The organism is Cellulomonas sp. ACRRI (assembly GCF_022346185.1).
GTDB lineage: Bacteria > Actinomycetota > Actinomycetes > Actinomycetales > Cellulomonadaceae > Cellulomonas.
Genome location: NZ_JAKRMS010000082.1, coordinates 1 through 20,998 on the forward strand (window position 1 = coordinate 1; position 20,998 = coordinate 20,998).

The window sequence follows — 20,998 nt, forward strand, 5'->3', positions numbered from 1 at the left end:
GGGGAAACGCCCGGTCCCATTCCGAACCCGGAAGCTAAGCCCTTCAGCGCCGATGGTACTGCACTCGCCAGGGTGTGGGAGAGTAGGACGCCGCCGGACATCATTCAGAGAAAGCCACCCCTTCGGGGGTGGCTTTCTCTGTTTTCCGGACGCGACACCGGACACCGGGGGCACCGGACGATTCCGCCCACCGGCCCGTCCGCCGCCGAGCCCGCACCACCTGCCGGCTCTCCGGCCCCGCACCCGGCACCGTCCGCCCGCGGCGCGGCGCCCGTCCCAGCGGCCCGCGCCCGGTTCGCGGCGTGCGCGCCGGCGATGCGCGCGCCCCACCCGCCGACTCTGCACCGCGCGTCTGCGTGCGGCGCCTCGCCCACAGACCGGAACTGCAGACTCGGCGCTCGTGCGGCCGCACCGCGCTCGGGCAGCCGCACGGCGCTCGGGCAGCCGCACGGCGCTGGGGCAGCCGCCCCACGCCCGCGCTGCGTGCGCGTGTGCGGCGACGCCCAGGGCCGCCCGGTCGCGCGCCGAGCCTGCGCGTCGCGTCTGCGTCCGGCGGCTCGCCCACAGCCCGGATGTGCAGGCTCGGCAACAATGCAGTCGCACCGCGCCCGCGCTGCGTGCGCGTGCGCGGCGATGCCCTGGGCCGCCCGGTCACCCGCCGAGTCTGCACGTCGTGCCTGTCCACGGCCTCGTGCCCACAGACCCCAGACGCCGACTCGGCGGGCTGCCCCCTGCGCGCGAGGCGGCGCGGGCCCGCCGAGATGGCAACTCTCGGCTGTGCCCGCGTCCCCGCGGACAGACGAGAGTTGCCATCTCGGCGACCCACGAGCCCGGGGCATGGGGTGCTCGGTGCCGGTCGCGAGCGGGCGCCCGGAGCGGGTGGTGCCGCCTGAGCGGTCGTCGGGCCCGGTGCGGGCGGGGGTCAGGCGGGGACGAGGTACAGGACGCCCAGGGGCGGCACGCGCAGGGTGGTCGAGAAGGCGCGCCCGTGGTGCGGCTCGGGGCGTGCCTGCACCTGTCCGAGGTTGCCCACGCCCGAGCCGCCGTACTCCTCGGCGTCGGTGTTGAGCGCCTCGATCCACGTGCCGCCCTGGGGGAGCGCGAGGCGGTAGTCCTCGTGCGGCACGCCGGAGAAGTTCACGACGACCGCGACGACGTTGCCGCGGTCGTCCCGGCGCAGGTACGCGAGGACGTTCCGGTCGGCGTCGTTCGCGTCGATCCACTCGAAGCCCTGGGGGGAGTGGTCGAGCGCCCACATCGCGGAGTGCGAGCGGTAGAACCGGTTGAGGTCGCGGACGGCGGACTGGACGCCGCGGTGCGGGGCGTGGTCGAGGAGGTACCAGTCGAGGGACCGGGACTCGGCCCACTCGGTGCCCTGGGCGAACTCGGTGCCCATGAAGATGAGCTGCTTGCCGGGGTGCGACCACTGGTAGGCGAGCAGGGCGCGGACGCCGGCGCGCTGCTGCCAGTCGTCGCCCGGCATCTTCCGCATGACGGAGCCCTTGCCGTGCACGACCTCGTCGTGGCTGATCGGCAGGACGAACTGCTCGGAGAACGCGTACACCAGCGAGAAGGTCGCCTCGTGGTGGTGGTAGCGGCGGTTGATCGGCAGCTCGGCCAGGTAGCGGAGCGTGTCGTTCATCCAGCCCATGTTCCACTTCAGGCCGAACCCGAGGCCGCCGCCGCTGGTGGGCGTGGTGACGCCGGGCCACGCGGTGGACTCCTCCGCGATCATCATGACGCCCGGCGTGCGGCGGTAGGCGGTGGCGTTGGCCTCCTGGAGGAACGCGATCGCCTCGAGGTTCTCGCGGCCGCCGTGCACGTTCGGGGTCCACTGGCCGGGCTCGCGCGAGTAGTCCAGGTAGAGCATCGAGGCCACGGCGTCGACCCGCAGGCCGTCCGCGTGGAACTCCTCGAGCCAGTAGGTGGCGTTGGCGACGAGGAAGTTCTTCACCTCGTTGCGGCCGAAGTTGAAGACGTAGGTGCCCCAGTCGAGCTGCTCGCCGCGCTGCGGGTCCGGGTGCTCGTACAGCGGGGTGCCGTCGAACCGCGCGAGGGCCCACTCGTCCTTGGGGAAGTGGGCGGGCACCCAGTCCAGCAGGACGCCGATGCCGGCGCGGTGCAGGGTGTCGACGAGGTGCCGGAAGTCGTCGGGGTGGCCGAACCGGGACGTCGGGGCGTAGTAGGACGACACCTGGTAGCCCCAGGAGCCGCCGAACGGGTGCTCGGAGACGGGCAGGAACTCGACGTGGGTGAAGCCCATCTCGAGCACGTACGCGGTGAGCTGGTCGGCCAGCTCGCGGTAGGACAGGCCCTGCCGCCAGGAGCCGAGGTGCACCTCGTAGATGCTCATGGGCCCGGAGTGCGGGTCGTGCGAGCGGCGGTGGTCGATCCAGTCCTGGTCGCCCCAGGTGAAGTCGGACTCGACGACGACGGACGCCGTCGCCGGCGGGACCTCGGTGCCCTTGGCGAGCGGGTCCGCCTTCTGCCGCCACGAGCCGTCGGCGCCGACGACCTCGAACTTGTACCGGGTGCCGGCGCCGACGCCGGGGACGAACAGCTCCCAGACGCCCGAGTCGCCGAGCGAGCGCATGGCGTGCTGGGCACCCTGCCAGTGGTTGAAGTCGCCGACGACCCGGACCGCGCGCGCGTTGGGCGCCCACACGGCGAACGCGGTGCCGGTCACCTCACCGAGCGTGCCGGGGTACCGGTGGACGTTGGCGCCGAGGACGGTCCACAGCTGCTCGTGCCGTCCCTCGCGGATCAGGTGCCGGTCGAGCTCCTGGACGGTCGGCAGGTAGCGGTACGGGTCGTCCACGCGCTGGGTGTCCGCGCCGTACGTGACGTCGAGGCGGTAGTCGACCACCTGCGTCTCGGGCAGCAGCGCGACCCAGATGCCGTCCTGCTCGTGCACGGCGGGGGTGCTGCCGCCGGCGGTGACCACCACGACGGCGTCCGCGAGCGGCCGGAGGGTCCGCACCACGAGCCCGCTCGGGGTGAGGTGGGCGCCCAGCACGGAGTGCGGGTCGTGGTGCGTGCCGGACGCGACGGCGCGCAGGGTGTCGTGGTCGACGGTGACGGGCGACGTCTCGGCCGGGCGGTTCATGTGCCCACCCAACCACCACCGGGGCGTTCGCGCAGCCAGGAACCGCACGCACGGACGCGCGACGCCGGCACGGTCAGTCCCGCAGGACCGCCCCGCCTGCGGCGGCCCACCACAGGTCCGCGAGCGCCCGGTGCCCGGCGGGCGTCGGGTGCACGCCGTCGGCGGCCAGCGCCGCGGCGCCGTGCTCGGCCGCGAGGGCCGCGAGGTGCGTGCCGGCGGGGACGAGGACGGCGCCGTGATCGGCGGCGAGCCGGTGCACGACGGCGACCTTCGCGCCCAGGTCCTCGTCCCACCACCGCTCCTGCTCGGCGGTCACGGGCAGGACGAACGGCTCGACGAGCACCAGGCGCCGCACCCCGGCGGCGAGCGCGGACCCGAGCAGGGCGCGGTAGGTCGCCTCGAAGGCCTCGGGCGCCGTGACGGCGCCGCGGTCGTAGCGGCGCCAGGTGTCGTTGATGCCCACGGCGACGGACAGCACGTCGGGGCGCTCGGCCAGGACGTCGTCGTCCCACCGTGCGGCGAGGTCGACGGCGCGGTCGCCGCCGACGCCGCGGTTGGTGACCCGGCACCCGCGCAGCGGCCCCTCGGCGAGCAGCCGGACGTAGCCGTCGCCCAGGTGCTCCGGGTCGGCGCGCCGCCCGCAGTCGGTCACGGAGTCGCCGACCAGGAGGACGTGCGTCGGTGCGGGCTCGGGCACGCCGGGGACGCCGGCCGGGGTCGCGGGGCTCACGCCCGGCAGTCTGCCAGCCGCACCGGTCCCTGGGGTCAGCCGATCAGCCGCTGCACGCCCGCGAGCGGGATCGGCAGCCAGTCCGGCCGGTTGCGGGCCTCGTACACGGCCTCGTAGAGCGCCTTGTCGAGCTCGAGGACCCGGAGCAGGTGCGCCCGGGTGCCGGGGTCGACGTCGGTGCTCTCGGCGGAGTAGCCGGTGAGGAACGCGGTGCGCGCCACCTCGGTCCACGCCGCCGGCGCGTCCCCGACGGCCGCCGCGTAGTCGAACGACCGGAGCATGCCCGCGGCGTCGCGGAGCGCGAGGTCCGGCCGGGTGCGCTGGGCGACGGGGAGCAGGGGCTCGCCCTCGAAGTCGAGGACGTACCAGGTGTCGTCGCCGCGCAGCACCTGGCCGAGGTGCAGGTCGCCGTGCACGCGCTGCCGGTGCGGCACGTCGGCGAGCAGCCGGGTCCGCTCGGCGAGGGCGGCGACCGGGTCGGCGAACCCGGCGAGCTCGGGAACGATCCCGCTGGCCCAGGCGAACCGGGCGGCGAGCGCGTCGGCGACCCGGGCGGCGGCCGGGGACAGGCCGGGCTCGGGGGCGGCGGCGTGCCGCCCGGACGGGGCGGTGCTGCCCTGGGCCGCGGGGAGGACGTCGTCCGGCAGCGCCCGCGCCAGAGCCCGGTGCATCTGCCCGACGACCTCCCCGAGGTCCTCGGCGAGGTCGGCGAACGACTCCCCGCGCCGCGCGAGGTCGCAGGCGAGCTCGAACCCGTCCTGCGCCCCGGGCACGAACGCGCTGAGCACCCCCAGGTGCCCGTGGGCGGTGCCGTCGCCGTCGGGCCACTCCGCGCCGAGCCAGGCGAGCGGCCGCGGGACGTGCGTCCAGCCGACCTCGGCGAGGGCCCGCGGGACGTCGACGTCGGGGTTGTCGCCCTCGGTCAGCCCGCGGAAGACCTTGAGCATCGCGGTGCTGCCGTCGGGGCCCGCGCCGGGGAGGATGACGGAGGTGTTGGACTGCTCGCCGGGCACGACCTTCGGGGTGCCCAGGGCGTCGGCCGGCTCGGGCGCCGAGCCGGCGGGCCGGTCGGCCTCGGCGAGCCAGGCGCGCTCGAACTCCGGCCGCCCGGCGCCGTCCACGACGGCGGTCCCGTCCGGGAGCCGCCCGACCAGCGCGGGGTCGCCGTCGGCCACGTCGACGCCGAGCACCACGGGCACCTGCAGCACCGCACCCGTGCCGCCGCCCTCGGCGCGCAGCAGCAGGAGCCGCACGGTCGCGGTGCCCTCCGGGTCGGTCAGCGACAGGCCGCCGATCGCGGTGACCCGGGCGTCGACCCCCTTGATCGGGAACCAGCGCCGGCCCGGGAGCCAGGGCGCCAGCAGCGCGGCCAGCGCGTCGTCGCGGTCCTCGTGGGCCACCCGTCGCTCGGTCATGCCGTCGTCACCGCCAGCCAGTAGAAGTCGCGCGAGCCCAGCGTGAACGTCGCGGTGCCGTCGGGGCCGACGTCGGGGAACTTGGCGCCGCCGAAGACGTCCTGCAGCGTCGCGCCGGCGAGCTCCGGGGGCAGCCGCAGCGTCGACGCCCGCGCGGTGGAGGCGAGGTTCGCGACGCACAGCAGCGTCTCGTCGGCGTCCCGGCGGAGGAACGACAGCACCGCGTCGTTGTCCCCGGGGACGACCTCGAACGACCCACGGCCGAGCGCCGGGTGCTGCCGCCGGACCATGAGCATGCCGCGCACCCAGTGCAGCAGCGAGGTGGTCTGCGCGAGCTGCGCCTCGACGTTCACGTTGTTGTAGTGGTGCACCAGCGACTGGATCACCGGGAGGTAGAGCTTGCCCGGGTCGGACGTCGAGAACCCCGCGTTGCGGTCGGGCGTCCACTGCATCGGGGTCCGGACGGCGTCGCGGTCGGCGAGCCAGATGTTGTCGCCCATGCCGATCTCGTCGCCGTAGTACAGGCACGGCGAGCCCGGCAGGGACAGCAGGAGCGCGTGGGCGAGCTCGATCTCCTTGCGGGAGTCGTCGAGCAACGGCGCGAGCCGGCGCCGGATGCCGATGTTGGCGCGCATCCGGGAGTCCGGCGCGTACCAGCCGTACATGGACGCGCGCTCCTCGGTGGACACCATCTCGAGCGTCAGCTCGTCGTGGTTCCGCAGGAACGTGCTCCACTGGCCGCCGCCGGGGATGGCGGGGGTGTCCGCGAGGATGTCGACGATCGACGTCGCCCGCTGATCGCGCAGCGAGTAGTAGATCCGCGGCATCACCGGGAAGTGGAAGCACATGTGGCACTCGGGCTCGGCCTCGGTGCCGAAGTAGTGCACGACGTCCTCGGGCCACTGGTTGGCCTCCGCCAGCATGATCCGGCCCGGGAACTCCCGGTCGATCATCGCGCGCAGGTCCCGCAGGAACCGGTGGGTCTCGGGCAGGTTCTCGCAGTTGGTCCCGTCCCGCTCGTACAGGTAGGGCACCGCGTCCAGCCGGAAGCCGTCGACGCCGACCCGCAGCCAGAACCGGGCGACGTCGAACATCGCCTCGACGACCCGCGGGTTGTCGAAGTTCAGGTCGGGCTGGTGGCTGAAGAACCGGTGCCAGAAGTACTGCCGGCGCACCGGGTCGAACGTCCAGTTGGACGTCTCGGTGTCCACGAAGATGATCCGCGCGTCCTGGTACCTCGTGTTGTCGTCGGACCACACGTAGAAGTCGCCGTACGGGCCGTCCGGGTCGGAGCGGGAGGCCTGGAACCACGGGTGCTGGTCGGAGGAGTGGTTCATCACCAGGTCGACGACGACGCGCATGCCGCGCTCGTGCGCCGCGGCCACCAGGTCGGTGAAGTCCTCCATCGTCCCGTACTGCGCGGCCACGGCCGTGTAGTCGGACACGTCGTACCCGCCGTCGCGCAGCGGCGACGGGTAGAACGGCGGCAGCCACAGGCAGTCGACGCCGAGCCACTGCAGGTAGTCGAGCCGCGCGGTGAGCCCCCGCAGGTCGCCGCTCCCGGAGCCGTCCGAGTCGGAGAACGACCGGATCATCACCTCGTAGAACACCGCGGTGCGGTACCACTCCGGGTCGTCGCTCAGCCCGCCGTGCTCCGCGCCGGGCACCGGCGGCTGCCGGCGCGCGGGCAGGGCCGTGAGGGCGATGGCGCCGGTGGCCGGGGCCGGCCCGGTCGCCGCGCCGCCGTGCGGGACGTGTCCGCCCGCGCCCGTCACCGTCGGGACGGTCCCCGTCGCGGACGGCACCGGCGTGCCGCCCGCCGCCCCCGCCGGCGTCACACCCGCTCCACCTGGATCACGTGCGCGACCCGGCTGTACGGGTCGAGCCGCACCCAGGGCCGGGCGTCCCACGCGTAGACCTCCTGCGACAGCACGTCGTGCGCGACGAACCGGGCGTCCGGCTCGAGCCCGAGCGCCGGCAGGTCGAGCTCGACCACGCCGTCGTGCGCCGACCGCGGGTCGAGGTTGACGACCACGAGCACCGTGTCGGCCCGCCCGGTCGGCGACAGGTCGGCGGGCAGGTGCCGGGAGAAGGCGACCAGCGACGGGTCGGTGGTCGGGTGCACGGTGAGGTTGCGCAGCTGGCGCAGCGCGGGGTGCGCGCGCCGGATCTCGTTCAGCGAGCGCAGCAGCCGGGCGATGCCGAGCGGTTCGGCCGCCGCCCAGTCGCGGGGCTTGAACTCGTACTTCTCGTTGTCGATCTGCTCCTCGACGCCGGGGCGCGGGACGTCCTCGACCAGCTCGTAGCCGGAGTAGATGCCCCAGGTCGGGGAGCCGAGCGCCGCGAGCACCGCCCGCACCGCGAAGCCGGCGGTGCCGCCGGTCTGCATGTACGGCGTGAGGATGTCGTGGGTGGTGGGCCAGAACGACGGCCGCATCCAGGACCCCTGCTCGCCGGACACCTCGGCGAGGTACTCGGCGACCTCCTCCTTGGTGTTGCGCCAGGTGAAGTAGGTGTACGACTGGTGGAACCCGACCCGGGCGAGGTTGAGCATCATCGCCGGGCGGGTGAACGCCTCGGACAGGAACACCACCTCGGGGTGCGCGGCGCGGACGTCCGCCAGCAGCCACTGCCAGAACGACAGCGGCTTGGTGTGCGGGTTGTCGACGCGGAACGCGGTGACCCCGTGGTCGATCCAGACCTGCAGGACGCGGCGGATCTCCCGCGCGATGCCCTCCGGGTCGTTGTCGAAGTTCAGCGGGTAGATGTCCTGGTACTTCTTGGGCGGGTTCTCCGCGTACGCGATCGTCCCGTCGAGCCGGGTGGTGAACCACTCCGGGTGCTCGGCGACCCAGGGGTGGTCGGGGGAGCACTGCAGCGCCAGGTCGAGCGCGACCTCGAGGCCCTCGGCGCGGGCCGCGGCGACGAACGCGTCGAAGTCCTCGAACGTGCCGAGCGACGGGTCGATCGCGTCGTGCCCGCCGTCCGGGGAGCCGATCGCGTACGGCGAGCCCGGGTCGCCCGGCTTCGCGTCCAGGGTGTTGTTGCGGCCCTTGCGGTGCGTGGTGCCGATCGGGTGGATCGGCGTCAGGTAGACGACGTCGAACCCGAGGCCGGCGATCCGCGGGAGGTCCTGCGCCGCGGTGCGCAGCGTGCCGGTCGACCAGGTGCCGGTGGCGTCGTCGTAGGTGGCGCCGATCGACCGCGGGAAGATCTCGTACCAGGCGCCCGCCAGGGCGAGCGGGCGGTCGACGACCAGCGGGTAGGTGGGCGACGGGCTGACCAGCTCGCGCACGGGGTGGGCCGCGAGCGCGGCCCGCACCTCCGCCGAGAGCCCGGCGGCCAGGCGCGCCTCGGCGGGCCGGGAGTCGTCGCGCAGCGCGGTCGCGGCGTCGCGCAGCAGCTGCGCGTCGGCCGCCGGGATCGCGGCGCCGGCGTCGTCGGCCGGGCGGTCGGCGGCGCGGGTCAGCAGGCGGGCGCCCTCCTCGAGGACGAGCTCGACGTCCACGCCCGCGCCGACCTTGAGCGGGGCGTCGTGCGCCCAGGTGCCGAACGGGTCGGACCAGCCCTCGACGCGGAAGCCCCAGGAGCCGACCTCGTCGGGCACCAGGCGGGCCTCGTACCGGTCCAGGCCGGGGGCGATGTCGACCATCGTCGCGCGGGCGCGGTCGGTGCCGTCCGGGCCCACCAGCACGGCGGTCGCCGCGCAGGCGTCGTGGCCCTCGCGGAACACGGTGGCGCGGATGGGGACCGCCTCGCCGACCGTCGCCTTGGCCGGCCACCGGCCCGCCTCGGCGACGGGGGAGACGTCCACGACCGGGATGCGCCCGATGGGCGCGTGGTCGGGGCGGGCCGCCTCGGCGACGGCCTCGGCGGTGGCGACGGCCTTGGCCGGGCTCGCGGCCTTGCGGGCGCGACGCGTCGGCGCGGCCGGCGCCGGTGCCGCCGCGGGCGGCGCGGCGGCGGGCGCGGGCGGCGCGGCCGGATCCGGCGCGGGCACCGGGGCGGAGGTCGTGGGGGGCGGCACGTCGGCGGCCGCGGAGGTCGCGCGTGACGGCCGGGCGGGACGGGACGCGGGCTGGCGCGGCGAGGGTGTCGACGTCACGGGACCGAACCTATCCACTGGTGCCGGGCCCAGCCATCCGTACGGCTCACCTGCCCGGTGGTGCGCAGGGAATGGGACCGAGGTGCTGTTCGCGGCGGCCCCCTCGTGCATAGGCTCGGGCAGGTGAGAGCCATCCGCCGATTCACCGTCCGCACCTCGCTGCCCGCCGAGCTCGCCGACCTCGACGAGCTGGCGCACAACCTCCGCTGGTCCTGGCACGCGCCGACCCGGGACCTGTTCGCCCGCATCGACCCCGCGCTGTGGGACGAGGTGCACGGCGACCCGGTCGCGCTGCTCGGCGCCCTGCGCCCCGAGCGGCTGGCCGAGCTGGCCGCCGACCCCGACGTGGTGGCGGCGGTGCGCGCCGCTACGGCCGACCTGCACGAGTACCTCGAGGCGCCCCGCTGGTACCAGCGACGTCAGGCGTCCGACCCGTCCCTGCCCGCGGCGATCGGCTACTTCTCCCCGGAGTTCGGCATCACCGCGGTGCTGCCGCAGTACTCCGGCGGCCTCGGCATCCTCGCCGGCGACCACCTGAAGAGCGCCTCCGACCTGGGCGTGCCGGTGATCGGCGTCGGCCTGCTGTACGGCGCCGGCTACTTCAAGCAGTCGCTCACGCGGGACGGCTGGCAGCAGGAGACCTACCCGCTGCTCGACCCGGACGGCATGCCGCTGACGCTGGTCCGCGAGCACGACGGGACCCCCGCGGTGGTGTCGATCGCGCTGCCCGGGGACCGCACGCTGCACGCGCACGTGTGGACGGCCACGGTCGGCCGGGTGCCGCTGCTGCTGCTCGACTCCGACGTGCCCGAGAACGACGAGGCGGCCCGCAAGGTCACCGACCGGCTGTACGGCGGCGGCGGCGAGCACCGGCTGCAGCAGGAGCTGCTGCTCGGCGTGGGCGGCGTGCGCGCGCTGCGCGTCTGGTCCCGCCTGACCGGCGCGCCGGAGCCGGAGGTCTACCACACCAACGAGGGCCACGCGGGGTTCCTCGGCGTCGAGCGGATCCGCGAGCTGGTCGCCGGGGCGGGACTCGGCTTCGACGAGGCGCTGGAGGCGGTGCGCGCGGCGACGGTGTTCACGACCCACACGCCCGTGCCCGCCGGCATCGACCGGTTCGACGCCGGCCTGGTCCAGCAGTACTTCGGCGGGGCGAACGCCGCGCCGGGCGTCCCGGCCGAGCGTGTGCTCGCGCTCGGCGCGGAGGACTACCCGGGCGGCGACCCGACGATGTTCAACATGGCCGTCATGGGCCTGCGGCTCGGCGGGCGCGCCAACGGCGTCTCGCTGCTGCACGGCGAGGTGTCCCGCGGCATGTTCAACGGCCTGTGGCCGGGCTTCGACGACGTCGAGGTGCCGATCACCTCGGTCACCAACGGCGTGCACGCGCCGACCTGGGTCGACCGCCGGCTGTCCGACCTCGCGGCCGATCGGCTGTCCGGGGAGGAGATCGCGGCGGGCGTCGGCTGGCTGCGCACGGACGCGATCACGGACGAGGAGCTGTGGGCGCTGCGCCGGACCCTGCGCGCGCAGCTGGTCGCGGACGCCCGGCGCCGGGTGCGGCACTCCTGGGCGCAGCGCGGCGCGAGCCCGGCCGAGCTCGGCTGGGTCGACGACGTGCTCTCGCCCGACGTGCTGACCATCGGGTTCGCCCGCCGGGTGCCGACGTACAAGCGGCTCACGCTCATGCTGCGCGACCCCGAGCGGCTGCGCGCCCTGCTCACCCACCCCGAGCGCCCGGTGCAGCTGGTCATCGCCGGCAAGTCGCACCCGGCCGACGACCAGGGCAAGCGGCTCATCCAGCAGCTCGTCCGGTTCGCCGACGACGCGGGCGTGCGGCACCGCATCGTGTTCCTGCCGAACTACGACATCGCGATGGCCCAGACCCTGTACCCGGGCTGCGACGTGTGGCTGAACAACCCGCTGCGCCCGCTCGAGGCGTGCGGCACGTCCGGCATGAAGGCCGCGCTGAACGGCGGGCTCAACCTGTCCATCCTGGACGGGTGGTGGGACGAGTGGTTCGACGGCGAGAACGGGTGGGCGATCCCGACGGCCGACGGCGTCGAGGACCCCGACCGGCGCGACGACCTCGAGGCCGCCGCGCTGTACGAGCTCATCGAGCACCAGGTGGCGCCGCGGTTCTACGACCGCGACGAGCGCGGGCTGCCCGGCCGGTGGCTCGAGATGGTCCGGCACACGCTGGCCACGCTCGGCCCGAAGGTGCAGGCCACCCGGATGGTCGCCGACTACGTCGAGCGGCTGTACGTGCCGGCGGCCGTCGCCGGTCGGGCGCTCGCGGGCGACGCGGGCTTCGCGGGGGCGCGCGAGCTCGCGGCCTGGAAGGGGCGGGTGCGGACCGGCTGGCAGCACGTGCGGGTCGACCACGTCGAGTCCGGCGGGGTCGGCGAGGTGCCGCAGGTGGGCGACACGCTGCACGTGCGCGCGTACGTGGCGCTCGGCGACCTGTCCCCGGAGGACGTCGAGGTGCAGGTCGTGCACGGGAAGGTCTCCGAGGCCGACGAGCTGCACGGGTTCGCGGTCGACCCGCTGGCGCTCGCGGACACCTACGAGGGCGGGCGGTACGGGTTCGCCGGCGACGTGGTGCTCGACTCGTCGGGGCCCTTCGGGTACAGCGTCCGGGTCGTGCCGCGGCACGACGGCCTGGCGTCGGTCGCCGAGGTCGGCCTGGTGGCGAACGCGGGCTGACCCCGCGCCGCGAGCCCTCGCCCCGGACGACCCGGCGGCGAGGGCTCGCCCCGGTCGGGGGTCAGGCCACGTAGACGCGCAGGCTCAGGGGCTCCAGGGCGGCGCGGGTGCCCGCCTCCTGGTGGTGGCTGCCGGTGAGCGCGGCCGCGTCCGCGTCGGCCGGGTGCTCCCACGTGGAGTCCCACGCGAGCCGCCACGTCGCCGGCTCGGGCGTGGTGACGCCGTCGCCGGTCGTCGCCTCGCCGCCGGCCCAGCCCCCGGCGGTCCAGCCGTCGCCCGCGCCGCGGTCGGCCGCCCCGCCCGCGCCGCCGTGCTCGACGCCGCCCGGGGCCGGGTCCGCGAGCACGACGTCGACCGGGTCCAGCGACCCGTTGATCACGAGCAGCACCGCGTCGTCGCCCGCGACCCGGAGCATCTGCAGGGTGCGCAGGTCGGCGTCGTGCCACCGCTCGTGGGTGAACAGCGCCCCCGCGGGGTCGAACCACGCCAGGTCCGGCCGCCCGTCCGGCCCGGCGCGCCCGGTGAAGAACCGCGCGCTGCGCAGCGCCGGGTGCGTCCGCCGCAGGGCGGTCAGGTGCCGCGCCGTGGCGAGCAGGTCCCGCCGCCACGGCGCGAGGTCCCACGAGACCCAGGACAGCGGGGAGTCCTGGCAGTAGGCGTTGTTGTTGCCGTGCTGGGTGCGGCCGAGCTCGTCGCCGGCCGTGATCATCGGCGTGCCCGCGGACAGCAGCAGGGTGGCGAGCACGTTCCGGATCGACCGGCGGCGCAGCGGCACGATGTCGGCGGCCACGGAGTCGGCGGCGACGTGCCCCTCGACGCCGTGGTTCCAGGACCGGTTGTCGTCGGTGCCGTCGCGGTTCTGCTCGCCGTTGGCCTCGTTGTGCTTGTGCTCGTAGGCCACGAGGTCGGCCAGCGTGAACCCGTCGTGGGCGGTGACGTAGTTGATCGACGCGCGGGGCCCGCGGGCGAGCGGCGGGTCCGAGCGGCCGAACAGGTCGACGGAGCCGGCCAGGCGGGTCGCGAGGTCCCGGACCCGGTGCTCGGGCAGGCCGTGCGCGGCGCGGGCGGGGTCGGCGAGCCAGAAGGACCGCACGGAGTTCCGGAACCGGTCGTTCCACTCGGCGAACGGCATCGGGAACTGCCCGGTGCGCCACCCGCCGGGCCCGACGTCCCACGGCTCCGCGATGAGCTTGAGCCCGTGCAGGGCGGGGTCGGTGCCGGCGGCGACGAGGAACGGGTGGTCCGGGTCGAACCCGGTGTGGCCGCGCGCGAGCGTGACGGCCAGGTCGAACCGGAAGCCGTCGACGCCGACCTCCTGGGCCCAGTAGCGCAGCGAGTCCAGCGCGAGCCGGACCACCTCGGGCCGGCGGAAGTCCAGCGTGTTGCCGGTGCCGGTGACGTCTGCCAGCGCCGCGGGGTGGGCGCCGTCGTGCTGGTAGTAGACCGCCGAGTCGAGGCCGCGCCAGGACAGGTGCTGGCCGGGCAGGCCGCCCTCGCAGGTGTGGTTGTACACCACGTCGAGCAGGACCTCGATGCCGGCCTCGTGCAGGGCGTGCACCGCGGTGCGGAGCTCCTCCAGCACGGCGGCGGGACCGGCGGCGCGCGCGGCGGCCGTGGCGTAGGGGGCGTGCGGGGCGAAGAAGCCGAGCGTGCTGTAGCCCCAGTAGTTGGTCAGGCCGCGCTGCACCAGGTGCGGCTCGGAGGAGAACGCGTGCACCGGCAGCAGCTCCAGCGCCGTGACGCCCAGCGCCCGCAGGTGCTCCACGACGACCGGGTGCCCGAGCGCCGCGTAGGTGCCCCGCAGGTGCGGCGGCAGGTCGGGGTGCCGGACGGTGAGGCCCCTGACGTGGGCCTCGTAGACGACGGTGTCCGTCCACGGCGTGCAGGGGCGGTTGGCGGCGGGGTCCACGGCGTCGCCCGCGCCGCGGCGCCCGGGCCTGCGGTCGAGCACGACGCCGTGCGGCACGTGCGCCACCGAGTCGCGGGGGTCGGCGGCGCCCGCGGGGTCGCCGCGCAGGGCGTCGTCCACGACGTGGCCGTAGGTCGCGGGGCCGTGGTCGACCTCGCCGACCAGGCCGCGGGCGTAGGGGTCCACCAGCAGCTTGGCCGGGTTGTACCGCAGTCCGGCACCCGGGTCCCACGGGCCGTGCGCGCGCAGGCCGTACCGCTGGCCGGGCCGGACGCCCGGGACGCGGGCGGAGAACACGCCGAGGTCCGGGCCGTCCAGCCGGACGCGGCGCTCCGCCCAGCCGGTCGGGGCCGCGGGGTCGGGGTCGAGCAGGCACAGGTCGACCGCCTCGGCGTGCGGGGCGAGCACGCCGACCTCGACGCCGTCGTCGGTCGCGTGCACCCCGAGGCGGGGCGGCGGTCCGGGGTGCGGGGCGGCGAGGGTCACGCGCCCATTGTGGCCCGGCGCGCGGGCGGTGCGGGCCCCCGACCAGGGCGTCCGGCGGCGTCCCGGGGCGGGAGGTGCGCGGGACCCGGTCCCGTGCACCCCGTCCCCCCGGGCGGGTAACGTCTCCGAGGTGAGAATCGTGGTGTGCGTGAAGCACGTGCCCGACATCCAGTCCGAGCGGTCGCTGGGACCCGACGGGCGCCTCGTGCGCGACGGCGGTGACGGCACGATCAACGAGCTGGACGAGAACGCCGTCGAGGCCGCGGTCGTGCTGGCCGAGCAGGCCCGGGACGCCGGTGAGGACGCCGAGGTCGTCGTGGTGACGGTCGGCCCCGACGACGCCGAGGACGCGGTGCGCCGCGGCCTGCAGCTCGGTGCCGACGCGGCCGTGCACGTGCTGGACGACGCGGTCGCCGGGTCCGACGTGTTCGGCACCGCGACGGTGCTGGCCGCGGTGCTGCGCCGGCTGGGGGAGCAGGCGCCGGTCGACCTGGTGGTCACCGGCATGGCCGGGCTCGACGGGCTCACCTCGCTGCTGCCCGCGGCGCTCGCCGCGACCCTCGACCTGCCGCAGCTCACGCTCGCCGCGGAGGTCACCCTCGCCGACGGCGCGGTGACGGTCCGCCGCGACCTCGACCACGCCGTCGAGGAGCTCACCGCCCCGCTGCCGGCGCTGGTGTCGGTCACCGACCGCGCCAACGAGCCGCGGTACCCGAACTTCCAGGGGATCATGGCCGCCCGCAAGAAGCCGGTCGAGACCCTGTCCCTGGCGGACCTGGGGATCGACCCGGCGACGGTCGGCACCGCCGGCGCCCGCACCGAGGTGCTCGAGGCCGCGCCCCGGCCGCCGCGCACCGACCGGGTGCTGGTCACCGACGACGGCCAGGCGGGTGCGCGGCTCGCCGCGTGGCTGCTGGAGCGCGACCTGGTCCGCACGACCCCCGCGACCGGAGAGGTCCTCTGATGGGCACCGTCCTCGTCCTGCTGGACCACGCCGAGACCGGCGCCCTGCGCGGCAGCGTGCTGGAGCTGGCCACCGCGGCCCGCGACCTGGCCGGCGGCGGCGAGGTGCACGGCCTGTGGGTCGGCGACGAGCCGGTCGACCCGGCGCTGCCGGTCCTGGGCCGGCACGGGGTGGCCGTCGTGCACCAGGTCTCCACCGGCGCGGTCGACCCGCACCTGACGCCCGTGCTGGCCGAGGCGCTCGCCGACGCGGTGCGCGAGACCGGCGCGACCGTGCTGCTCGCGCTGTCGACGTTCGAGAACAAGGAGGCCGCCGCGCGGCTGGCCGTCGCGACCGGCGCGGGCGTCGTCACCGACGCCGCCGCGGTCGAGCGGGACGCCGAGGGCCGGGTCGTCGCCGCCAAGACGGTGCTCGCCGGCACCTGGACCACCCGGTGCGCGGTCCGGACCGACCTGGCCGTCGTGCTGCTCAAGGCCGGCGCCGTGGTGTCCCGGCACGTCGAGGAGCCCGCCCCGCGCGTGCCCGAGGTGCGCACCCGCGCGCTCGCGGTCTCCGAGCGGGCCACCCGCGCCGCGCTCGTGCGGCGCACCCCGGCAGCCCCGTCCGACCGGCCGGACCTGTCGTCGGCGGACGTCGTGGTCGTGGGCGGGCGCGGGACCGAGGGCGACTTCGGGCCGATCGAGGCGCTCGCGGACGAGGTCGGCGGCGCCGTCGGGTCGACCCGCGTGGCGACCGACGAGGGCTGGATCGGGCACGAGACGCAGATCGGCCAGACCGGGGTGACGGTGTCGCCGCGGCTGTACATCGGCGCCGGCGTGTCAGGGGCCGTCCACCACCGCGGCGGCATGCAGGCGTCCGGGACGATCGTGGCGATCAACCCCGACCCGGAGGCGCCCATCTTCGAGATCGCGGACTACGGGATCGTCGGCGACCTGTTCACCGTGCTGCCGCAGGTCACGCAGGAGCTGCGCCGGCTGCGGCAGGGCTGAGCGGGCCGCCCCGGCGCGGGTGCGGTCGTCCGGTCGGGGCTGCCCGGCCGCGGCGGCTCAGGCCAGGGCGCGCAGCCACTCGACGGCGTGCCGGCCCTGCGCGCCCTGGAACCGGCGCAGGTTCGGGATCCCGACCGGCGCCGGCTGCAGCGCGCCGTGCACGAAGTAGCCCGCCAGGCCCGCCACGGCGGCGCGCAGCCGCTCGGGCTCGACGTCCTTCGACGCCGGGCGGTCCCAGAACAGGTCCTGCGGGTCGCCGCCGCCCTGCATCGCGACGCTGGGCAGCATGAACGCGAGGTCGAGCCACGGCGCGCCGACGCTCGCGTGCGGCCAGTCGATCAGCGCGACCCGGCCGCCCTCGTGGTCGTGGTCCACCATCACGTTGTCCGCGCGCAGGTCGCCGTGCACCAGCGCGGTCCCCGCGCAGGCCGCCAGCGCGTCGTCCTCCCACGCGACCAGCGTGTCGAGGTGCGCGAGGACCCACGCGCCGGCCTCGCCCGTCCGGGCGGCCAGCGCGTCGAGGTCGGCCCCGGGGCGCCCCGCGATCGTGCGCCACCCCGTGAAGTCGCCGGCCAGCGTCTCCGCGGCCGGGCGCAGCTCGTGGCCCGGCAGCGGCTCCGCCTCGGCCAGCGTGTCCAGCGCGCTCAGCACGAGGCCGAGCTCGTCCGGGCGCCAGGGGAGCAGCGGCGGCCGGCCCGGCGCCACCTCGAACCCCAGCAGCACCCAGTCGCCGTCGTCGTCGGACCACAGCAGCGCGGGGGCGGGCACCTGGGGCGGCAGCGCCGCGGCGGCGCGCACCTCGGCGCGGGCCAGCTCCGGGGACTCCGGGTTCTGCTCGGGGGAGACGGCCTTGACGAACACCCCGCGGCCGTCGGCCAGCTCGAGCACCGCGGCGAACCCGGGGCTGAACCCGGTGGTCGCGCTGGTCTCGGCCGACACCTGGGCGCCGGCGAGCTCCGCGATCCGGGTGCGCACGGACCGCGGCAGGTCCCGCCAGTCGAGCCGTTGCCCGCTGAAGGCCAGCGGAGGCGTCATCGCGTCGTCGGCACTCACGCGCCACATCCTGACAGAACCCTTCGTAGACTCGTGCGGGTGAGCGCGTATCTGGACCACGCGGCCACGACGCCCGTGCTCCCGGAGGCGGCCGCCGTCCTGGTCGAGCACCTGTCCCGCACCGGCAACCCCTCGTCCCTGCACGCGGCGGGCCGGGCGGCGCGCCGCGCCGTCGAGGAGGCCCGCGAGTCGCTGGCCGCCGCGCTCGGCGCCCGCCCCAGCGAGGTGCTGCTGACCGGGGGCGGCACGGAGGCCGACAACCTCGCGATCAAGGGCCTGTTCTGGGCGCGCGCGGCGCAGGACCCGGCCCGGCGCCGCGTCCTGGTGTCGGCGGTGGAGCACCACGCGGTGCTGGACCCGGCGTTCTGGCTGGCCGAGCACGCCGGGGCGGAGATCGTGCTGCTGCCGGTCGACGGCGAGGGGCGGCTGCGCCTGGACGCGCTGCGCGACGAGCTCGCCGCGCACGCCGCCGAGACCGCGCTGGTGTCGGTGATGTGGGCGAACAACGAGGTCGGCACGCTGCAGCCGGTGGCCGAGGTGGTGGCGCTCGCGCACGCCCACGGCGTCCCCGTGCACGCCGACGCGGTGCAGGCGGTCGGGCAGGTGCCCGTCGACTTCGGCGCGTCCGGGCTGGACGCGATGACCGTCACGGGCCACAAGCTGGGCGGGCCGGTCGGCGTCGGCGCGCTGCTCGCGCGGCGCGAGCTCGCCCTGGTGCCCGTGCTGCACGGCGGCGGCCAGGAGCGCGGCGTGCGCTCGGGCTCGCTCGACGTCCCGGCGATCGCGGCGTTCGCCGTCGCGGTCGACGCGGCCGTCCGCGGGCGCGAGGCCGCGGCCACGCGGCTGTCCGGCCTGCGGGACGCGCTGGTCGCCGGCGTGCGGGCGGCGGTCCCGGACGCGGTGCTGCGCGGGCCGGCCGACGCCGCCGACCGGCTGCCGGCGAACGCGCACTTCACGTTCCCCGGCTGCGAGGGCGACTCCCTGCTCTACCTGCTCGACTCGGCCGGCGTGGAGGCGTCGACCGGGTCGGCGTGCCAGGCGGGGGTGCCGCAGCCGAGCCACGTGCTGCTCGCGATGGGCCTCGACGAGGCGGACGCGCGCGGCGCGCTGCGGTTCTCGCTCGGCTGGCCGTCCACGGGCGACGACGTCGCCGCGCTGCTCGCGGCGCTGCCGGGCGCGGTGGACCGGGCGCGCGCGGCGGGGCTCGCGGGCGGGTCGCGTGCCGGGGGTCGTGCCGCGGACGGTCGTGCCGCGGCGGGTCGTGCCGCCGGGGCGCGGTCGACGGCGGGGGTCGCCTGATGCGCGTGCTCGCGGCGCTGTCCGGGGGCGTCGACTCCGCGGTCGCCGCCGCGCGCGCGGTGGACGCCGGGCACGACGTCGTCGGCGTCCACATGGCCCTGTCCCGGAGCCGCGCCCAGCTGCGGACCGGCTCGCGCGGCTGCTGCTCGATCGAGGACGCCGGCGACGCCCGGCGGGCCGCCGACGTGCTGGGCATCCCGTACTACGTCTGGGACCTCTCCGAGCGGTTCGAGGACACCGTGGTCGCCGACTTCCTGGCGGAGTACGAGGCCGGGCGGACGCCGAACCCGTGCGTGCGGTGCAACGAGCACATCAAGTTCGACGCGCTGCTGGACAAGGCGCTGGCGCTCGGCTTCGACGCCGTGGCCACCGGGCACTACGCCTCGGCGACCGCCGGCCCCGACGGCGCCCCGGTGCTGCGGCGGGCCGCCGACCGTGCCAAGGACCAGTCCTACGTGCTCGCGGTGATGGGACCGGAGCGCCTGGCGCGGGCGATCTTCCCGCTCGGCGACGTGGCGTCCAAGGACGAGGTGCGCGCCGAGGCGGCGGCCCGCGGGCTGAGCGTGTCGGCCAAGCCCGACTCCTACGACATCTGCTTCGTCGCCGACGGCGACACCCGCGGCTTCCTGCGGGACCGGCTGGGGTCGCGGCCCGGCGAGGTCGTCGACGCCGACGGCACCGTGCTCGGCACGCACGACGGCGCCTACGGGTACACGATCGGGCAGCGCAAGGGGCTGCAGCTCGGGCGCCCGGCCCCCGACGGGAAGCCCCGGTACGTGCTGGCGATCGAGCCCGTGAGCAACCGGGTGGTCGTCGGCGGCGCCGAGGCGCTCGCGGTCGACGCGATCGAGGCGCGGGACGCCGTGTGGTTCGGCACCGCCCCGCGCGACTGGACGGCGTGCCTGCTCCAGGTCCGCGCGCACGGCGCCGCGGTGCCGGTGCGCGCGCGGGCGACCGCGGGCGGCGGGATCGAGGTGCGGGTCGACGGGCCGCTGCGCGGGGTCGCGGCGGGCCAGTCGGCCGTGCTGTACGGCGGGACGGACGGGGACGTGGTGCTGGGTCAGGGGACGGTGGAGCGGGCGACGCGCGCGGGTGCGGCGGCCGGGGACGGCGCCGCGGGGGCCGGCGTCGCAGGGGCCGGCGTCGCCGCCGGGCGCACCGGGGCGACCGCGTGACCGGGGTCGGGGGGACCGGGGCCTGGCCGGGCGCGGAGCCGCTGGAGGCGCAGACGACCGTGCTCGGCGACGTCGCGGCGGCGCCCTCCGGGGTCGAGGGGCTGCCGTGGACCGTCCGGCTGCCCGAGCGCGGGGCGTACGGCAGCCTCGTCGCCCAGGCGCTCGGCCTGCTGGTGGAGATGCCGGCCGAGCTCGGCCCGCACGGCTGGCGGCTCGCCGACCGCCCCGGGGGCGACGCGACCCGCCTGGCCGCGCTGCGCCGGGAGGACCTCGACGCGCTCGCCGTCGCCGCGCACGGCTGGGACGGGCCGCTGGTCGTGCCGGTCGCCGGTCCGCTGACGCTGGCGGCCGGCGTGTACCTCGCGCGCGGCGACCGCGCCGTCGGCGACCCCGGGGCGGTAGCAGAGCTCGCCGCGTCCCTGGCCGCGGGCGTCGCGGAGCACCTGGGCGCGATCGTCCGGGCCGTCCCCGGCGCGCGGCCGACCGTGCTGCTGCACGAGCCCCTGCTCGCGCAGGTGGTCGCCGGTGTGCTGCCGTCGTTCTCGGGGTACGCGCGGCTGCGCGCCGTCCCCGCGCCCGTGGTGTCGGAGCGGCTCGGGACGGTCGTCGCCGGGCTGCACGCCGCCGGGGCCGAGCGCGTGGTCCTGCACGTCGGCGCGGGTGCGACGACCCTCGGCGCCGCGCGCGGCGCGGGAGCGGACGCGGTCGGGGTGGAGGTCGCCGGGCTCGACGAGCGCCGGTGGGAGTCCGTCGCCGAGGCGGTCGAGGCGGGCCTCGCGCTGTGGGCGTCGGTGCCGCAGCCGGAGACGTCGCAGTGCGCCGGCCCCGACGTGCGGGGCGTCGCCGACGCGGTGCTGCGCGGCTGGGAGCGGGTCGGGCTGTCCCGGTCCGGGCTGCGCGACGTCGTGCTGCTCGCCCCCGAGGGGCCGGCGGTGCCCGGCGGTGCGGCGGGGACGCGGGTCGACCCGGCCGCGGCGCGGGCGACGCTCGCGACCGTGGGCCGGGCGGCGGCGGTCGTCGCGGAGCGGGCGGAGTCGTGAGCGGGGCGGCCGGTGGCCAGG

At 76.4% G+C, this 20,998-nt stretch carries 13 protein-coding genes and 1 rRNA gene; 7 read left to right on the top strand and 7 right to left on the bottom strand.

The features are described from left to right. Positions 1–99 (top strand): 5S ribosomal RNA (rrf, locus tag MHY85_RS14295); the annotation flags it as partial. An 823-nt stretch (positions 100–922) separates the two neighbouring features. On the opposite strand, the gene glgB is transcribed toward rrf, so the two are convergent. The 5 genes from glgB to MHY85_RS14320 form a co-directional block, all read right to left on the bottom strand. Further along, positions 923–3,106 carry a 1,4-alpha-glucan branching protein GlgB gene (glgB, locus tag MHY85_RS14300; RefSeq protein WP_239197396.1) on the bottom strand — a complete coding sequence of 728 codons (2,184 nt, stop codon included), beginning with the start codon at positions 3,104–3,106 and terminating at the stop codon, positions 923–925. A 73-nt stretch (positions 3,107–3,179) separates the two neighbouring features. After that, positions 3,180–3,836 carry a GDSL-type esterase/lipase family protein gene (locus tag MHY85_RS14305; RefSeq protein ID WP_239197398.1) on the bottom strand — a complete coding sequence of 219 codons (657 nt, stop codon included), beginning with the start codon at positions 3,834–3,836 and terminating at the stop codon, positions 3,180–3,182. Between the two features lie 35 nt (positions 3,837–3,871). Further along, complete coding sequence (locus tag MHY85_RS14310; protein WP_239197400.1) at positions 3,872–5,251, bottom strand: phosphotransferase; 1,380 nt, start codon at positions 5,249–5,251, stop codon at positions 3,872–3,874. Next, complete coding sequence (treS, locus tag MHY85_RS14315; RefSeq protein WP_255733372.1) at positions 5,248–6,942, bottom strand: maltose alpha-D-glucosyltransferase; 1,695 nt, start codon at positions 6,940–6,942, stop codon at positions 5,248–5,250. Before treS ends, MHY85_RS14310 begins: the two co-directional genes overlap by 4 nt. Before the next feature lie 143 nt (positions 6,943–7,085). Further along, positions 7,086–9,467 (bottom strand): maltotransferase domain-containing protein, encoded by a 2,382-nt coding sequence (locus MHY85_RS14320; RefSeq protein ID WP_374233715.1) that lies wholly within the window; start codon positions 9,465–9,467, stop codon positions 7,086–7,088. A 12-nt stretch (positions 9,468–9,479) separates the two neighbouring features. Between MHY85_RS14320 and glgP the strand changes: the two genes are divergently transcribed. Continuing rightward, positions 9,480–12,062: an alpha-glucan family phosphorylase gene (gene glgP / locus MHY85_RS14325; RefSeq protein WP_239197402.1), complete on the top strand. Its 2,583-nt coding sequence runs from the start codon at positions 9,480–9,482 to the stop codon at positions 12,060–12,062. Between the two features lie 61 nt (positions 12,063–12,123). Here glgP and glgX read toward each other — a convergent pair whose 3' ends face one another. Next, on the bottom strand, positions 12,124–14,457 hold the full coding sequence (glgX, locus tag MHY85_RS14330) for a glycogen debranching protein GlgX (RefSeq protein ID WP_239197404.1): 2,334 nt from the start codon (positions 14,455–14,457) through the stop codon (positions 12,124–12,126). Between the two features lie 130 nt (positions 14,458–14,587). On the opposite strand from glgX, the gene MHY85_RS14335 reads away from it, so the two are divergent. Together MHY85_RS14335 and MHY85_RS14340 are read left to right on the top strand one after the other, a co-directional pair. Continuing rightward, positions 14,588–15,421 carry an electron transfer flavoprotein subunit beta/FixA family protein gene (locus MHY85_RS14335; RefSeq protein WP_239197406.1) on the top strand — a complete coding sequence of 278 codons (834 nt, stop codon included), beginning with the start codon at positions 14,588–14,590 and terminating at the stop codon, positions 15,419–15,421. After that, complete coding sequence (locus tag MHY85_RS14340; RefSeq protein ID WP_239197408.1) at positions 15,421–16,410, top strand: electron transfer flavoprotein subunit alpha/FixB family protein; 990 nt, start codon at positions 15,421–15,423, stop codon at positions 16,408–16,410. The genes MHY85_RS14335 and MHY85_RS14340 overlap by 1 nt, the downstream gene beginning before the upstream one ends. 57 nt (positions 16,411–16,467) lie before the next feature. Here MHY85_RS14340 and MHY85_RS14345 read toward each other — a convergent pair whose 3' ends face one another. Then, positions 16,468–17,463, bottom strand: coding sequence for a phosphotransferase (locus MHY85_RS14345; RefSeq protein WP_239197410.1), 996 nt, complete (start codon positions 17,461–17,463; stop codon positions 16,468–16,470). Between the two features lie 39 nt (positions 17,464–17,502). On the opposite strand from MHY85_RS14345, the gene MHY85_RS14350 reads away from it, so the two are divergent. From MHY85_RS14350 to MHY85_RS14360, 3 genes are read left to right on the top strand one after another with little or no spacing between them, the layout of a single operon-like run. Beyond that, the gene (locus MHY85_RS14350; protein WP_239197412.1) at positions 17,503–18,762 is read left to right on the top strand and encodes a cysteine desulfurase family protein; all 1,260 of its coding nucleotides are present in this window, start codon (positions 17,503–17,505) and stop codon (positions 18,760–18,762) included. Beyond that, positions 18,762–19,937 carry a tRNA 2-thiouridine(34) synthase MnmA gene (gene mnmA / locus MHY85_RS14355; protein ID WP_239197414.1) on the top strand — a complete coding sequence of 392 codons (1,176 nt, stop codon included), beginning with the start codon at positions 18,762–18,764 and terminating at the stop codon, positions 19,935–19,937. The genes MHY85_RS14350 and mnmA overlap by 1 nt, the downstream gene beginning before the upstream one ends. Beyond that, positions 19,934–20,977: a hypothetical protein gene (locus tag MHY85_RS14360; protein ID WP_239197417.1), complete on the top strand. Its 1,044-nt coding sequence runs from the start codon at positions 19,934–19,936 to the stop codon at positions 20,975–20,977. Before mnmA ends, MHY85_RS14360 begins: the two co-directional genes overlap by 4 nt. The last annotated feature ends 21 nt before the right edge of the window (positions 20,978–20,998 follow it).

Coding starts and splice junctions, on each gene's coding strand:
- glgB (WP_239197396.1), bottom strand. CDS start 3,106: ATGAACCGCCCGGCCGAGACGTCGCCCGTCACCGTCGACCACGACACC.
- MHY85_RS14310 (WP_239197400.1), bottom strand. CDS start 5,251: ATGACCGAGCGACGGGTGGCCCACGAGGACCGCGACGACGCGCTGGCC.
- MHY85_RS14320 (WP_374233715.1), bottom strand. CDS start 9,467: ATGCACGAGGGGGCCGCCGCGAACAGCACCTCGGTCCCATTCCCTGCG.
- MHY85_RS14340 (WP_239197408.1), top strand. CDS start 15,421: ATGGGCACCGTCCTCGTCCTGCTGGACCACGCCGAGACCGGCGCCCTG.
- mnmA (WP_239197414.1), top strand. CDS start 18,762: ATGCGCGTGCTCGCGGCGCTGTCCGGGGGCGTCGACTCCGCGGTCGCC.